This is a genomic window from Microcoleus sp. CZ3-B2 (assembly GCF_036705055.1).
Lineage (GTDB): Bacteria > Cyanobacteriota > Cyanobacteriia > Cyanobacteriales > Microcoleaceae > Microcoleus.
In genome coordinates this window covers 189,287-205,440 of sequence record NZ_JAUBTN010000001.1, presented here as the reverse complement: position 1 = coordinate 205,440, position 16,154 = coordinate 189,287, and the positions used below count along the sequence as shown (strand labels likewise).

General features: G+C 46.4%; 15 protein-coding genes and 1 riboswitch. Of the genes, 8 read left to right on the top strand and 7 right to left on the bottom strand.

Going from position 1 to position 16,154, the window contains the following annotated elements:
• Positions 1-44: 44 nt before the first annotated feature.
• A riboswitch (cobalamin riboswitch) is annotated at positions 45-189 on the bottom strand.
• A gap of 304 nt (positions 190-493) precedes the next feature.
• The gene (locus QUA97_RS00930) at positions 494-1,768 is read left to right on the top strand and encodes an alpha/beta hydrolase (protein WP_194065695.1); all 1,275 of its coding nucleotides are present in this window, start codon (positions 494-496) and stop codon (positions 1,766-1,768) included.
• A 306-nt stretch (positions 1,769-2,074) separates the two neighbouring features.
• On the opposite strand, the gene QUA97_RS00925 is transcribed toward QUA97_RS00930, so the two are convergent.
• From QUA97_RS00925 to QUA97_RS00915, 3 genes are all read right to left on the bottom strand, one after another.
• Entirely contained in the window at positions 2,075-2,302 is a 228-nt protein-coding gene (locus tag QUA97_RS00925) for a hypothetical protein (RefSeq protein ID WP_194011858.1), read from the bottom strand.
• A gap of 53 nt (positions 2,303-2,355) precedes the next feature.
• Positions 2,356-3,876, bottom strand: coding sequence for a phosphomannomutase/phosphoglucomutase (locus QUA97_RS00920; RefSeq protein WP_333192185.1), 1,521 nt, complete (start codon positions 3,874-3,876; stop codon positions 2,356-2,358).
• A 501-nt stretch (positions 3,877-4,377) separates the two neighbouring features.
• Positions 4,378-5,334: a D-hexose-6-phosphate mutarotase gene (locus QUA97_RS00915; RefSeq protein ID WP_333192182.1), complete on the bottom strand. Its 957-nt coding sequence runs from the start codon at positions 5,332-5,334 to the stop codon at positions 4,378-4,380.
• A gap of 265 nt (positions 5,335-5,599) precedes the next feature.
• Between QUA97_RS00915 and QUA97_RS00910 the strand changes: the two genes are divergently transcribed.
• Positions 5,600-5,746, top strand: coding sequence for a hypothetical protein (locus QUA97_RS00910; protein WP_194065692.1), 147 nt, complete (start codon positions 5,600-5,602; stop codon positions 5,744-5,746).
• 127 nt (positions 5,747-5,873) lie between these two features.
• On the top strand, positions 5,874-6,650 hold the full coding sequence (gene panB / locus QUA97_RS00905; protein ID WP_194065691.1) for a 3-methyl-2-oxobutanoate hydroxymethyltransferase: 777 nt from the start codon (positions 5,874-5,876) through the stop codon (positions 6,648-6,650).
• A 65-nt stretch (positions 6,651-6,715) separates the two neighbouring features.
• Here panB and tatA read toward each other — a convergent pair whose 3' ends face one another.
• Complete coding sequence (gene tatA, locus QUA97_RS00900; RefSeq protein ID WP_333192176.1) at positions 6,716-7,030, bottom strand: twin-arginine translocase TatA/TatE family subunit; 315 nt, start codon at positions 7,028-7,030, stop codon at positions 6,716-6,718.
• 32 nt (positions 7,031-7,062) lie between these two features.
• On the opposite strand from tatA, the gene QUA97_RS00895 reads away from it, so the two are divergent.
• From QUA97_RS00895 to QUA97_RS00880, 4 genes are all read left to right on the top strand, one after another.
• Positions 7,063-7,800, top strand: a complete 738-nt coding sequence (locus tag QUA97_RS00895; protein WP_194065690.1) for a phycocyanobilin:ferredoxin oxidoreductase — start codon at positions 7,063-7,065, stop codon at positions 7,798-7,800.
• A 72-nt stretch (positions 7,801-7,872) separates the two neighbouring features.
• Positions 7,873-9,513 carry an HlyD family efflux transporter periplasmic adaptor subunit gene (locus tag QUA97_RS00890; protein WP_194065689.1) on the top strand — a complete coding sequence of 547 codons (1,641 nt, stop codon included), beginning with the start codon at positions 7,873-7,875 and terminating at the stop codon, positions 9,511-9,513.
• 103 nt (positions 9,514-9,616) lie between these two features.
• Positions 9,617-10,777 (top strand): ABC transporter permease DevC, encoded by a 1,161-nt coding sequence (devC, locus tag QUA97_RS00885; RefSeq protein ID WP_333192169.1) that lies wholly within the window; start codon positions 9,617-9,619, stop codon positions 10,775-10,777.
• 342 nt (positions 10,778-11,119) lie between these two features.
• Complete coding sequence (locus QUA97_RS00880; RefSeq protein ID WP_194065687.1) at positions 11,120-11,842, top strand: DevA family ABC transporter ATP-binding protein; 723 nt, start codon at positions 11,120-11,122, stop codon at positions 11,840-11,842.
• Between the two features lie 16 nt (positions 11,843-11,858).
• On the opposite strand, the gene QUA97_RS00875 is transcribed toward QUA97_RS00880, so the two are convergent.
• Positions 11,859-12,770, bottom strand: coding sequence for a hypothetical protein (locus QUA97_RS00875; protein WP_194065686.1), 912 nt, complete (start codon positions 12,768-12,770; stop codon positions 11,859-11,861).
• A 161-nt stretch (positions 12,771-12,931) separates the two neighbouring features.
• Positions 12,932-13,330, bottom strand: a complete 399-nt coding sequence (locus tag QUA97_RS00870) for a hypothetical protein (RefSeq protein ID WP_194065685.1) — start codon at positions 13,328-13,330, stop codon at positions 12,932-12,934.
• Here QUA97_RS00870 and QUA97_RS00865 point away from each other — a divergent pair.
• Positions 13,310-15,388 (top strand): DNA polymerase III subunit gamma/tau, encoded by a 2,079-nt coding sequence (locus QUA97_RS00865; protein ID WP_333192163.1) that lies wholly within the window; start codon positions 13,310-13,312, stop codon positions 15,386-15,388. The two genes, QUA97_RS00870 and QUA97_RS00865, sit on opposite strands and share 21 nt — an antisense overlap.
• Here the strand turns inward: QUA97_RS00865 and QUA97_RS00860 are convergent.
• Complete coding sequence (locus QUA97_RS00860; protein WP_333192160.1) at positions 15,375-16,148, bottom strand: GNAT family N-acetyltransferase; 774 nt, start codon at positions 16,146-16,148, stop codon at positions 15,375-15,377. The two genes, QUA97_RS00865 and QUA97_RS00860, sit on opposite strands and share 14 nt — an antisense overlap.
• Between the last annotated feature and the right edge of the window lie 6 nt (positions 16,149-16,154).

The following is a 16,154-nucleotide window of genomic DNA, read 5'->3' as shown; positions in this document are numbered from 1 at the left end:
AAATAATACTGAATTAACCATCATCTATGCCTCGCAGACGAAAAAGAACAGGTTTGCGATCGGCGGGTCTTCTGACTGAGAGATTCTATCATCTCATCACAGTTGCGGGACAGCAGCGGATTTGCACCGAATTTTCCCCGTTTCTTCCAACGCTGGTTTGTTGTTGGAACCGATTTTTGTACATACATGATGTTATCACAATTTTGGCTTGTTTGCATCAAAAACTGTGAAATAAGTAGAAAGGCGTAAATATTTGTAGTTGGGATGAGGCAGGAGTCAGGAGACAGAATGCAGGAGGGATTGGGGTTTTAGCCTCATTTATCTTTCTTAACACAGTTGTGTTTTTCCCCACCGACTTACTTATGTCAGCAATCTCACAAATTGCGGCACCCGAACGCATTACTATGGTTTGGTGGTGGCAGGGGCGATCGTATCACCAATCAAAACCGCCCGATTAATTTAAGCTGATTAAAAATTAGGTTGCGAAAATCCGATGCTCCCCAAGAATAACGGCAAAAAGTTACGATTATTGACAGGGTTCTTAGTCTCGCGATTTATTCGTTGGTTCGCCAGCGCGATCGGGCTATTTCTCAGTCTCTGGATCGTCGTACCAGCACCCACGCTGTTTTTGTACCCTTTGGCGGTGGGTGCACCAGAAATTAGTCCTTGGTTGGTGGGCCTAAATACGATCGCCCTTTTGCTGAATCTGCTCAAACGACATCGAGGCAAAGTCTACATTACTTTACTAATTTGTAACCTGTTCGCCCTCATTCTGAGCCTGCTTCCGCTGATGCAACTAACAGCAACGAACGCAGCGATAGCTACCGAAATGCCAGCAGTTTTAGGCAAAAACTATTTAGCCACCGTTCCTCAAACCCTGCGCGCGCAGCTACGCCCTCAACCGTTTATCCTAGCAGATGCGTTCCGGGGAATTCCCATGAGAGACATCAGGAGCGATCGGGATATTGTATTTGCTAACCCTGACGGAGTTTCACTGAAACTCAACCTTTACAGGCCGATGCAAATTGGCAAATATCCGGCGATAATCATGCTTTACGGAGGAGCTTGGCAAAGAGGTAATCCCGATTACAATGAAGAATTCAACCGCTACATGGCCGCGCGAGGTTATTGTGTTGTAGCAATTGATTACCGCCACGCTCCCAAATATAAGTTTCCGGCTCAGCTTGAAGACGTGCAAGCCGCTCTTTCCTACATCAAAACTCATGCCGGTGATTGGGAAATCGATCTTGATAAAATTGCTTTGATGGGAAGGTCTGCAGGGGCCCATTTAGCAATGCTAACTACTTACGGTTCCAGCGCGCTTCCCATTAGAGCAGTGGTGAATTATTACGGCCCCAATAACCTGATTGGGGGATACAATGACCCACCTTTTCCTGATGCGATCGATGTTCGAGCCGTCTTGCGTGCCTTTCTCGGAGGAACGCCAGAGGAACTCAAGGAACTTTACCGTCAGGCTTCTCCCATCAATTATATTAAAACAAATCTTCCCCCTTCTCTACTGGTTTATGGAGGTCGCGACCATATCGTACAGGCTAAGTTTGGGCGATCGCTCTACGAACGATTGCGCGCCACAGGAAATCGTGCTATTTTGCTCGAAATTCCTTGGGCAGAACACGCCTTTGATGCAGTTTTTAATGGGCCTAGCAATCAATTAGCTTTGTATTACACAGAACGTTTTTTAGCTTGGGCTTTGAAGTCTCCCGATTACCAATTCATCCCACTTCCCAAAACCAATGCAGCTCTATAAATCAAAAGGTTTCATACCCTGTCCCATCGATTAACCGATCTAACAAAGGTTCGTAGTACGGAATGCGAGTCCGCTCATTTGTTGCGGACACTGACTGACGCACGCGCGATCCAATCGATCGGTCAATCTACCGGGGACGATATTAAACAGAGGACTTTCGCGCCCACTACAAACCATAAATGCAAAGCAGAGTTGCTTTATTCGTAAACTCTCATTAAATAATCTGCCTTACCTCCGCAATTGACCGAACAACCGAAGATTTACGCAAGAAGTTTATTGAGAATTTTTCGAGTTCCAACCCCGGATTTATAGAGATTCAAAAGTAGCGGTAAAGCCATCCAAAGTCAAGCATTCTTCCATAAAGTCCTCTACATCATTGACATTTTCAAGTTTATATTCCATGATGCGTTCACCGTCGCCTTTCATCTTTTTGGAAGAAAGAGGCGTGGCCGGATATTTTTCTGCGATCGCCTTAAAAGCTTTGGAATGGGTTTCCCAGCTTGCTGCAGAACAATTAATAATTAAAAGCCACATTATCGAATTCCTCCTAGGATTTGGTTTAGTAATAATCCCAATTAAAATTGGGTTTACAAAGCAGATAAATCTAGCGATTCTGTTGTTAGGAAAAAAGCTAAAAGCCGAGCAACTATGAGAGCGACACCACCATCAACATTAGACTCAACATTCAAAACCATCACCGGATCGTGCAAGGATAAGCGTAACAAAAACCAGCCGGATTCGCTAGCTGATGTGCAAGAAATTCGCACGCCTTCGTAGTTATTGGGAACAATTTTCCAGTCGGCTTGCGTTGAAGTAAAATCTTGCAGTTTGTCGATGACAGCCTCTCCCAGAACTTTGAAATCATCCACATTAATTTTAATCCGAAATTCTGCACTTTCTGCGGGTTCTTGTAAATTAGCAATTAAATCTGGTAACGATTGATTGGCTAGCTTGGATTTAGCCAATTCAATCAATAATTTGCTCACCAAGTAAGCGCCATCATCCAGAAAATAATTTTCTTTCAAAGCTCCGTGGCCAGAGGTTTCAATCGCCAGCCACGATTCCTGTCCGGCTTGATTCAGGCGAACCGACTCGTCAATCACATTTTTGTAGCCGCGTTTAAAGCGATGGTGAATCCCTTTTAAATCCTGTTCGATGAATTGCGTTAAACCATCGGAGGTGATAGAATCGGTGACAATGGTAGAGCCTGGGTGTTCTTGTAAGATTATCGCAGAAATCAAAGCAATTAAGCGATTGCGATTGAGTTCCTTGCCAACTCCATCGACGGCCGCACTGCGATCGACATCAGTATCAAAAATAATCCCAAAATCAGCATGATTTTCAATTACCGCTTGACAAATTGACTGCATTGCCTGTTTATCTTCGGGATTGGGTACATGATTGGGGAAAGTACCATCTGGTTCTAAAAATTGACTGCCGGTAGTGTCTGCACCTAAAGGTTTTAAGACTTTATCGACATAAAATCCGCCCGCACCATTCCCCGCATCCACAACAATTTTTAACCCTGTCAGCGGTTGCTCAAAGTTATCGGGATGATTGACTGATTCCCGAATTTGTTTGACAAATTGGTTGGCATAAACAGAGATAAAATCATGCTTAGTAATGTTACCTGTCGCTGCGGCTGGCTGAAAATGATTGCTTTGGGCTAGTGTTAAAATATCGGTAATATCTTTTTTTTGTAACCCACCGTTGGCGGTGAAAAACTTTAAGCCGTTGCGATTAAAAGGTAAATGGCTAGCAGTGAGCATAATCGCGCCGTCGCAATCAAAACCGGGGGTTACGGTACTCATAAACATGGCGGGGGTTGATGCCATTTCAAAGTCGTATACTGTGGCACCAACGGAGGCGATTCCCTCCATGACTGCTTGCATTAAAGTTGGGCCAGATAGGCGGCTGTCGCGCCCGATCGCAATTATCAATTCTGCAGCGGGTTTGTGGACTTTTTCCACCAGCCAACTGACAAAAGACTGACCTAAAATTGTGACAATTTCCGGGGTGAGGTTGACTTTTTCATTGGGAACCCCTTCGAGGGCGATACCGCGAATGTCTGAGCCATTTTGAAGTTTTGTCCAGTTGAAATTTTGCATAATTATTGATGGTAATTAGTTATTAGTCATTAGTCATTAGTCATTAGTCATTAGTCATTAGTCATTAGTCATTAGTCATTGGTCATTGGTCATTAGTTAACAGTTAACAGTTAACAGTCAACAGTCCTTAGTCATTTTAGCCTGAGCGAAGTCGAAGGCTAGTCATCAGGAATAAGGAAGAAGGAAGAAGACATAAACAGATGCAGACGGCGGTTGAAATCTATCCCCTAGAAACCATGTCTGTGCTAAACAAACTAAAAAAGAAAGAAGGGAGAAATCAGGGATTCGATATGATTGTGCCTTGCGGTAACATAACTTTTCAATAGACCTCTTATATCATGTCCGGTCGATTAGCACAACAATCTTATTGTTCTTAATCGACCGGACACGACATTACAAAAATCTACAACTATCTTGAAATTATGTGCGTTAATCTGCCTTGGATCTGCAGTTGCTCTATCAATCAAAAACTCGTGCAACAGCTTATTAATCTCTCATTGTTTAATCGCGCTCAACACTGTAAATTGCTTGCAAGCAGAACTCACCATGCGCGGGGACTTCCACAATATCTGTAGCCGCATTGGTCGTTTCTACGCAGATTAAGCGCTGATAATCTGCATCGTCGAGGTCGGCCATGTTTGCAGAAATTGTCACCCAGGGATTCCACACAACGGCGGATTTGCTGCCAGAGGATTGAATGCGAATCCGACGATTTAGGGCGGCATCGTCAATTACTATTTGATTGGTGACATCGAGATAAATGCGATCGACCTCACCGACTGCTACAACTGCACCTACTTGAGTTTTTTCTACACCACCATCAACTTTATCAAGATACTGGCTATTTTCTAAACCCAAAACCTGCACGCGGTTGATGTCGCCGACTTGGAAGTAGGTGTGCAAAGCTTGGGTGAGGGGAAATGCTTTGTCGCCCAGATTGCGGGTGATTAATTCTACAGTGAGGCTGGTGCCAACGGTAATGGCGATCGCCAGTTCAAAGGCTTGAGGCCAAATTTCTCTTGTTTCCTCGGTATCCTGAAGTCCTAGAGTGACTTTGGTTGCGCCCTCTGGGGTGGTGGCGGTTGCTACCACATTCCACAGGCGATTCCGCACAAACCCGTGGCTGGGGCGGCCCAAGTCTTCGGGATCTGGGCCAAACCAGGGCCAACAAATGGGTATACCGCCTTTGATGGCTTTTCCTTCGGCGTAGTAAGCTTTTTCGCTCAAAAACATCACGTCTGCGGTTTCGGTGGCTGGTTGGAAGGAGAGCACTTGGCCAGCATACACAGAAATCACGGCTTTGGCTTGACCGTTGTCGATGTGAATCATCGGGAAACCACCGTTTCCGCTAGCGAAGGTGAGGTTGTCTGCAATGCCGTAGTCTGTGTTTAATTGGTCAATACTCATGCTGTTTACCTGGTTGGTTGCTTCACCATTATCCGATAAGCTGTCGCGCATTTGAATTGCATATTTAGGGCTGGCTCTCCTGCCCAACCCCTACTCCCCACTCATTGTTTTATTTTTTTTGGATATACAGTTTATATGCCGCAACAGCTTATTGTGGTTGCTAGATTTTACGATATTCTTGAGTCAGGAATTTATTGGCAAACTATACAGCAAGTCTGAATCAGTTGTACAAAAGCATTATATTTTTTTAAGTTGGGATTATTGAAAAGCTCAAAGTTAAAGAAAATCTGAAATAATTGTTTAACTATCGAGAATTTTGTATAAAGGATCTGGGCGATGGGATTTGCAGCAGCGTCCGGTAAATTCCGGGGAAGTTCGATCGCGCTTGAGGCAGATTTATGCTAGTTTTTTTGCTAAAAAACCTTCCATTGATATTATTCAATTTGGCGGTGCGCGAGTGTAAATAATTTCCCAGTCGAGTTTTAAAGCTTTCCAGGCCGCTCGCTACAGATGCAATAATAATTTCGATGGTAATGTTCTATTTGATATCATAAGTAATAGTCTGAACGAATTTTATATTTTTGCAATAAATGGCAGTAACTACACACCAACTTATTCAGTGGAAACAGCAAGGGCGTGCAATTGTCGCGCTGACAGGTTATGATTGTGCGATCGCCCAACTACTCGACCAAGCCGGCGCAGACATCATCTTAGTCGGAGATTCCCTAGCAATGACAGTATTGGGCTACGAAACAACACTGCCCCTAACTCTCGATGAAATGCTGCACCACGCTAAAGCAGTGCGTCGCGGAGTCAAACAAGCATTAATTGTGGTCGATTTGCCGTTTTTGACTTACCAGGAAAGTCCGCAGCAAGCGATGCACTCGGCGGGGAGAGTTTTGAAAGAAACTGGCGCTCAAGCTGTCAAATTGGAGGGCGGATATCCAGCAATGGCGACTACTGTTTCGCAGCTAACATCCGCCGGAATTCCGGTGATGGGACACGTCGGTTTAACTCCGCAGTCGGTACACCAATTAGGCTACAAAAAACAAGGCAAAACAGCGGAATCTGCCGATCGCATCATAGCAGAGTCGATCGCACTGGAAGAAGCCGGGGTTTTTGCGATCGTCCTCGAACACATTCCCCCAGATTTAGCCGCTCAAATTACCCAAAAATTAACTGTTCCCACCATTGGCATCGGGGCCGGGCCGCACTGCGACGGACAAGTTTTAGTTACTTCCGATTTGTTGGGACTTTCGGAAAAACAACCGCCTTTTGCCAAAGCTTACACTAATTTGCGAGAAACAATTACTCAAGCTGTCAAAGATTATTCCCTAGAAGTTAGAGAGGGCAAATTTCCGCCATAGGTTTTTTGCATCGGAATGCAAGTCCCAAAAAAATCAGGAGTGAAGTTTTCTCGATTGAACCTAATTTAGATTTTCGGTGGGCCTTCTTCCTCCTTCTCCTTCTCTTTCTCCTTCTCCTTCTCGTCTAGAGCCGATTCATCATCACCTAGACCGACCCCTTCCTTAAAACTCCGCAGCGTTTTACCCAAAGCATTTCCCAACTCAGGAATTTTTTTAGGGCCAAAAATTAGAATAGCGACTACCGCAATAATGCCCATTTCGGGCAATCCCAGACCAAACATACAGTCATCTCCTCTAAAACTTGCTCGATCGCAAGTCAATCTGCTGGTATCCTTAAAAGTATCTACCTTTTTTCCTGCATCCTGCAACCGTAGAATCAAGTTTTATTAAGCGATCGCCCGATAAATTAGGAATGTTAGAAATCTCCCAGCCTTCCCTGCGCGAGCAACAGCACTACCTCATCCGCGAACTAGCACAACGGATGGAAGCAGTATGGCACCGCTATCTCGACCTCGAACCCTACCACCTCCCCGCTGAGTTGGGATATATAGAAGGGCGCTTGGAGGGAGAAAAACTGATCGTGGAAAACCGCTGCTATCAAACTCCGCAGTTCCGCAAAATACATCTCGAACTCGCTAAAGTCGGGCCGGTGCTGGATATTCTGCACTGCGTGATGTTTCCCAGACCGAATTACGCTTTGCCAATGTTCGGTACCGATATCGTAGCAGGCAAAGGCAAAATTAGCGCGGCGATCGCAGACCTTTCTCCCCTCAATCAGAGCCGCACTTTGTCGGAAGCCTACCGAACCCAACTGCAAACTTTGCCGGTCAACCAATTTTCCTGTCCCCGCCAAATTCCTGACTGGGGAGATATTTTCTCAGAATTTTGCCTGTTTGTCCGGCCCGATTCACCGGAAGAAGAAACCAGATTTCTGGACATAGTTGAATCCTACGTTGAAATTCACTGCCAACTCGCAGTTGCAGCAGAACCAGTCTCTGCGGCCGAAGCATCGAAAATTCTCGACGCTCAAATTTACTACTGCACCCAGCAGCAGCAAAACGACAAAACCCGCCGCGTCCTAGAAAAAGCTTTCGGTCAAGATTGGGCAGAAAATTACATGACTCAGGTGCTTTTTGATTTCCCTAAATAGCTGAAATCAGTTTACAATACTTAACAATAGGTGTGAAAAAACTTAATCAAGAAATCACCTATGTGATAAGTCATGGGAAAGGAATCGCGGGTCAAGGATAAGTCATTTTTAAAACCCCCAGGGCGAGGAGTCATCGGTTTAGCGACCGCCGCTACTGTCATGATCGCAGGAGTCGGTTTTTGGCAAGTATCTCAAATTAAAAAAGCCGAAGAGTTAAAGGCGGCTGCAACGGCGGCTGCAACTCCAGCCTCCACTCGCAGCAGCGTGACAGCTTTGGGTAGGTTGACTCCCCAGGGGGAAGTGATCAAATTGTCCGCCCCTTCAGCGTCGGAGGGAGCGAGAATTGAAGAGTTGCGGGTGGAAGAGGGCGATCGCGTCAGTCAAGGACAAATCATAGCAGTTCTCGATACGCGCGATCGGCTGCAAGCCATCCTCCAACAAGCCGACAAAGAAGTTCAAGTCAAACAAGCAGAATTAGCCAAAATTCAAGCAGGCGCAAAAACCGGGGAAATCGTCGCCCAAAAAGCCGAAGTTTCCAAGTCAGAAGTTCAACGTCAAAGAGAAACTGAAGGCGAAGCAGCCAATGTCGCCCGCCTAGAAGCTCAACTGCAAAGAGAAACCGAAGCCGAACAAGCAAACGTAGCCAAATTTGAAGCTCAACTGCAAAGAGAAACCGAAGCCGAACAAGCCAATCTTGCCAAATTTGAAGCGCAACTGCAAAGAGAAACTCAAGCGCAGCAAGCCAAACTCGCGAGGCTGGAAGCTCAATTGCGCGGCGAAATTGCCTCTCAAAACGCTACAGTCGATCGACTAAAAGCCGAATTAACCAACGCCGAAGCCGAGGAACAACGCAACAAAGAACTCTCCGAAACAGGCGCAATTTCCGCTTCCACCTACGACACCAAACGCTTAACAGTAGCTACAGCCAAACAAAAAGTTAGAGAAGCACAAGCGATATTAGAAAAAACCGTCGCAACTGTGCAACAGGAAATAATTGAAACTCAAGCTACCCTCAAACAAACATTAGAAACAGGCCAACAAGAAATCAACCAATCCCGCGCCAATCTTAAACGCAAATTAGAAACAGGAAGACAAGAAATCAACCAAGCTAGAGCCACTTTAAATCAAAAGATAGAAACAGGCCGAGAACAAATCAATCAAGCCGAAGCAATGCTGAAACAAAAATCAGAAACCGGCGAAGCACAAATCAATCAAGCCAGAGCAAATCTCGACCAAATATCCGAAGTCCGTTCCGAAGACGTACAAGCCGCCCAAGCCGCAGTCGAAAGTGCGATCGCCACCAAACAAAAAGCCCAAGTAGACTTAAACTTAAGCTACGTCAAAGCACCCGTATCCGGTTCCATCCTCAAAGTTAACACCAGACAAGGAGAACGCATCAACACCCAAGACGGCATCGTAGAACTAGGCCGCACCGATCAAATGTACGCCATAGCCGAAGTTTACGAAACCGACATCGCCAAAGTCCGAAACGGCCAGCGCGCTACCATCACCAGCCCCGTATTTGTCGGCAATTTAGAAGGAACAGTCACTCGAATCGGCAAACAAATCGGCAAAAAAGATGTCCTCAATACTGACCCCGCCGCCGACACCGACGCGAGAGTTATCGAAGTCAGAATTCGCCTAGACCCCGAATCGAGCAAGAAAGTTGCATCGCTCACAAACTTGCAGGTTCAAGTTAAAATAGACATCTAAGATTTGGAATTGTTGACTGTTAACCGTTAACTACTGCTTTCCTGCCAACTGCTTTCCTGCCAACTGCTTTCCTGCCAACTGCCTTCTTCCCCCTTCCTTCATTATGGCAAAAATACCCTTAGCTTGGGCACAGTTAACCCGCGAAAAAATGCGCTTAGTCATCGCGCTAGCAGGCATTGGATTTGCCGACTTGCTGATGTTTATGCAGTTCGGATTTAGAGACGCGCTGTTTGAAAGTTCCGTCAGCTTCCATTCACAGTTACAAGGAGATATTTTCATCACCAGCAGCCAATCTACGGCTTTAATAGCCATGAAAAGCTTCCCCCAGCGGCGCTTGTATCAAGCTTTGAGTTTTAACAGCGTTACAGCAATCAGCCCGGTATATCTAGGCTTTGGCTTGTGGAAAAATCCCGCTCCCAACCAGAGCAATACCCGCCAATTGATGGTCATCGGTTTTGACCCCGCTCATCCGATTTTTGATATGCCCGAAATCCAAAATAATTTGGACAAAATTAAGATGTCGGATGTGGTCTTATTTGACCGAGCTTCCCGCCCGGAATTCGGGCCAGTAGCTGAATATTTCGATGGGGGAAAAACTGTTGAAACTGAAGTTGACAACCGCCGCGTTAAGGTAGAGGGTTTATTTACTTTAGGGGCATCTTTCGGTGCAGATGGAAATATTGTTACTACCGATTTGAACTTTCTGCGAATTTTTGCGACGCGGAGAACAAAAGGTTTAATTGATATTGGTATTGTTTACTTGCAACCGGGAACGGATGTTAAGGCTGTTGTGGAAAAAATGAGGGCAACTTTGCCGTCAGATGTGCGGATTGATTCTAAAAAAGAGTTTGTGGCTTTTGAGAAAAAGTATTGGGAAGAAGGCACGGCAATCGGATTTATTTTCACTCTCGGCGCGGCAATGGGATTTATCGTCGGGATAGTGATTGTTTACCAAATTCTTTATACTGATGTTAACGATCACTTGCCGGAATACGCTACGCTAAAGGCGATGGGATATAAGGATTTTTACTTTTTGGGGGTGGTTTTTCAAGAGGCTTTAATATTAGCAATTCTTGGCTATTTGCCTGGGTTTGGGGTTTCTGTGGTGCTGTACAATTTAGGGAGAAGTGCTACGAGTTTGCCGATGTACATGACGGTGGGGAAGGCTGTAACTGTGTTTGTAATGACAGTTGTGATGTGTTGTCTATCGGGGGCGATCGCAGTTAGAAAGTTGCAGGCTGCAGACCCGGCGGATATTTTTTAAATTTGTTATTGGTTATTGGTTATTGGTTATTGGTTATTGGTTATTGGTTATTGGTTATTAGTGATTGGTTATTGATAGCTTTGCCGATCGAACGCTATGCTGTAAGAGAGCATCCCTCTCGATCGCACTCTTCCTCGGTTCTGCGCTATGACCCAAAGCTTCAACCCCACAGCGTTACCTCGACGCCGATGTTGAAAGCCAACGCGCCGATGCTGAACGAGAACAAAAAGAGCGATTGGCTGCTTATTTGCGATCGCAGGGAGTCGAGCCCGATCTCATTTGAGCCTTGTCTGATTATTTTGAACCTTAGGGGTTGATTTCATTAAATAATACCAATTAATTATGAACGCTACACCAGTTGTTTCCATTAAAAATCTCAATCATTCCTTCGGCGAAGGACAACTTCGCAAACAGACATTATTTGACATCAACCTCGAAATTTATCCGGGCGAAATCGTGCTGATGACCGGGCCTTCCGGGTCTGGCAAAACAACGTTGTTAACCTTGATTGGAGCTTTGCGATCGATCCAAGAAGGCAGTCTCAAAATTCTCGACCAAGAATTGCGGGGAACCAAGAAAAATAAATTAGTTCAACTCCGCCGCGACATCGGTTATATTTTCCAAGCTCACAATTTGCTCAAATGCTTGACAGCAAGGCAAAACGTGCAAATGTCTCTGGAACTGCACAGCCATCTTTCTAGCCAAGAAACTCACGATAAAATAGAGCGAATGCTGGAAGCTGTAGGGTTGGGAGAAAGAATAGAATATTACCCGGACAGTCTTTCTGGCGGACAAAAACAAAGAGTTGCGATCGCCCGCGCATTAGTCAGTCAACCAAAATTAATATTAGCCGACGAACCCACCGCAGCCCTAGACAGCAAATCTGGTAGAGATGTGGTAGAAATCATGCGAAGTTTAGCCAAAGAACAGCACAGTACAATATTGCTCGTCACCCACGACAACCGGATTTTAGACATAGCCGATCGCATTATTCACATGGAAGACGGCTACCTCGCACAAGACACCGCCACCAACACCGCCACCGCTCCTATTGCCAGCAAATAAACTTAATTAAATCCGCTTATTTGCGGGAAGCAGGGCGCTTCGCCCCAGTTTTACTAGAACTTTTAGATGCAGTTTTACTTGGAATCTTGGTAACACCTTTTGTTCCTTTTGAACTTTTAACAGAGGCAACTTGACTTGGAAGATCGTTCGCAAGTCTGCCCGCAGCAGCTCTCGTAGTCCTAAAGCTAACATTCACCCCTTCGTTTGACTGTTCCAGCACCAACATCGGCGTTGGCTTGGCTTTTTGATCCCACTCAATGTGAACAATGCGACCTTGAATTGTTGGCTGCCAACTGTCGTGATCGTCGGAAGGACTCAGGTAAGTTTCCAAACAATCAATAATTTGATTAATTGTCGCCGATGTTGCCTGAGTCGGCAGTTTCATCAGCTTAATTTGAATCCGAAACAGCACTCGCTTTTCTATTTTTACTGCCGGATCGCCAGTTTCGTATTCGATATCAAACGTCGAATCCACTTGTCTGCCGCTGCCTGCACTTCCGTTTTTATCTCCGACAGCACCCTGAGTCGGACGCAGGGCAATACTAATTTTGTCTTTGACTTTTACCTTAATTTTGTTCACAATGGCAAAGTGAAAAACCTCTTCCGCCATCCGCATTCTCAGGTAGTCTAAATTAAAGTCTCGCGAGTGGATGAGGTCGGGATTTTTTTCCATCTTTGTCAAGGTTTCCAGAGCCATTTTGTATTTTTTCTGGAGTTCTCGATTTCTAAACTCTTCAAATTTGAGCTTCTTGCTCAAATCTTTGAGTTTTAGCTTGGTAAACACCGCTAAACCGATAAGCAATAACAACAGTGCCCCGGATGCTCCCATCAAGAGTTGATCGGAGGCTAAACCTGCAGGTTTAGCCTGTTTGGGCTTGGGAGAGGCTACTGCCAACCTTGATTCTACAAGGATTATTTTGGTTGACATGGGCTTTTAAAGGGTAAAATTTGGCACTATATTTCTACAGGACTCCAGAGTAGAGCTGGCAGTGCAACTCGATCGACTAACATCGATCTCTTTCTATCACTATCTGTCTACAACCGGATTTCTACAACTCGAACAGGCACCCTCTAATTAATACTCTATCTTTAACTGCAAGCTGGTTCCCGAAATATCGCAAAATCGCGATCGGCCAATGGGAAAAAGAAATGGCGGATTCTCTGTGTTATATTATACCAGTACAGTTCAAAAATAAGTAGGTTCGGCGGGCTCTGCTTCTCAGAAAAGAACAGCAAACACACATAAATTAATAGTAACTCTGAGAGCGATTGCCCAAAACAATTCTGCCAAACAACCGATCGCCCGGAGATCGTCCGGGTACAGGCCAGGAGGGTGCTAATTGCTACGCGCTCCCTCGCTCCCGTCGCCTGGTATAGCGAGTGATTTGGTTGGAGACGATCGCTAACGGTGCGATCGAACAACGTGTCCTTAGCTAAGATTACAGCTAATACCACCAATATTCGATCGTGACCTACGAACCCCTCCATCACAAATATCGCCCTCAGACATTTGCCGAATTAGTCGGCCAAGAGGCGATCGCCCAAACCCTAACCAGCGCCATCCTACAACAGCGCATAGCACCAGCATATCTATTCACAGGCCCCAGAGGCACCGGCAAAACCTCCAGCGCCAGAATTTTCGCCAAATCCCTCAACTGTATTTCTACCGGCGCGCCCACCCCAACTCCCTGCGGCAAATGCAACGTTTGCCAAGAAATTGCCAGAGGTTCCACACTAGATGTCATCGAAATCGACGCCGCCAGCAACACCGGAGTAGATAACATCCGAGACTTGATCGAACGAGCCCAATTTGCCCCCGTCCAGTGCCGCTACAAAGTATATGTAATCGACGAAGTTCATATGCTGAGTACCCAGGCATTTAATGCCTTATTAAAAACCCTAGAAGAACCGCCCGATCGCGTCGTATTCGTCCTCGCCACAACCGACCCCCAAAGAGTCCTGCCCACCATCATCTCACGCTGCCAAAAATTCGACTTCCGCCGGATTCCCCTCGACTCAATGACCGCCCACCTGCACAAAATCGCCCAATTAGAAAACATCAACATTGCCAGCGAAGCAGTACAAATGGTTGCTCAAATCGCCCAAGGAGGACTGCGAGATGCCGAAAGTTTGCTCGACCAACTCAGCTTATTTCCCGACCAAATAACAATCGAAAAAGTTTGGGATTTAGTCGGTGCAGTCCCCGAAAACGACTTAATGGAACTGCTGCAAGCAATTGAAAAAGATCGCCCTACAGAATTAATAGACATGACCCGCCACCTCATGGATCGCGGTCGGGAACCGCTAATAGTGCTGCAAAGTCTCGCCAGCTTTTACCGAGATTTGCTAATAGCCAAAACAGCACCCAAACGCTCAGATTTAGTCGCTTTAACAGCCGCCACTTGGGAAAAACTTTGCGATGTTGCTCGCAACTGGGATACCCAGTTAATTTTAGCAAGTCAGAAACAATTGCAAACCCAGGAAGTGCAAATTAAAAACAGCACTCAGCCGCGATTGTGGCTGGAAGTAACCCTCTTGGGATTATTGCCCTCAGCAATTAGAACTCAGCAGCAACAAACAGCAGAACCAGCTAGAAATATTGCTCAATCCCAAATTCACCCCTCTCAACCTAGGGCTGGCCAGGGGGCATCGCCCCTACAATCGGGGGGGAATCAGACATCTCATATTGAACAATCTTCAGTTCCCAATTCGCAAAATTCTCCGCCTCAGTCGCCGCCTGTGGCTAATAGAATAGAAAGCACACCTCCTGCTGCAATTCCCGCACCTGTACCAACTCCTGAAACGAATCAAACAAATTATGCCTCGACTAATTCAGCCGATGAAATTGATTTAGATAGAGTGTGGGAACAGGTACTCGATCGCGTGCGCCCTCCCGGCACTCAATCGCTACTCCGCCAACACGGACAGCTAGTAATTTTTAGCAATGATAGTGCTTATGTTAAGATTAGTTCCCAGCCGTTACTCAAGATGGTCAAAGACAAAGTAGCTAATCTTGAAGAAGCTTTTGTGCAAATTTTTAACCGTCGAGTAACAGTAAAAGTGGGCTTGACAAATCCCGCTGAAACTCATAGTTCCAGCATCAAGGATTTGCCAGCTTCTAACGGACTGGTTGCTGAAAAATTGAGGAATTCTCATCCGGCGGGCGATGGGAAGCAACAGATGCAGAATTCGGCGGGTTCTGAAGTTCCAGATAATCTTTATAGGGATGAAGGAGAAGAGCAAAAACGCTCTTGGGAGGCTGAAAATACCGCCGCCAAACTGCCAAATATTTCTGAACCTCTGCGGGATAAAAACCACATTACAGACTCTCAGAATGACTCTAAAGCTCAGGCTGTAGCGGTGCGAGATGACGCGCGAGATGTGGGAAATTTAGCTAGGGAGTGGGCTCATATATTTGAGGGGGAAGTAGTCGATTTGTCGGATGATTTAGAGATTTGGGAGTCGGAAACTTTTAGATTGGAATCTGAACCGGATTTTCCTGAGTTATCTGCTGAGGTTGATGGGGATGATTTTATGGGTTGGTAATCAAATTGGGCGGGAGGGAAATGTGCAAGATTTCGCCGATCGCACAAAATCCAGCGCGGGTGTAAACTCGAAATTCCTCCTCGTGTCCTGCCATCAAAAACCCCACCGCAACACCCGCGTCGAAAGCCTCTCGCAGCAGCCGCGCCGTCAAAGCCCCTGCGATGCCCCGCCGCCGAAAAGAAGGGCGGACACCGATACCTGCGATTTCCGTCGTCAGATTTTCCGGTACGGTACAGACTCCAGCCCCCGCAGGTTCCCCCGTTGCTGCTACGCGGGCGAGTACCGCAATGCTGCCCGCCGCGATACTTTTGCGAAGACTGTCAACGTCTTCAGGGCTTGGTGCAACTTCGCCGTAAGCCTCGTGTTGCGCCGCCACAGTACCGAGGAGCTCAGCGTCGGAAACTGGCAAAATTAGCTCAATTTCTGGGGGGATGGGAAGCAATTTCTCCGAGCCCGGAGTACAAATCATCAGCGGCAAGCGTCCCTCAACAGTGAAACCAGCCGAGATCAGGGCTTCTTCGACAGCAGGCGCTAGTTTCGAGACATACTCCAAACGCGGCTTTCGCCCGCGCCAAGAGTACGCAGCGATTAGGGCGTTGACATCGGCGAGGGAAGGTGCTGCGCCGTCGTCGGGAATGGCATAGTTCAGATAAGGGTTAGCGCTGTGGGGGCTGAAGGTAGCGAGGAAGGGCCCGATCCGCTCGGTGTCGCGCTGCTGGCTGGCGGCAAAGCGCAGGTATAGTTGAATGCGAGATTCCATAAGCGG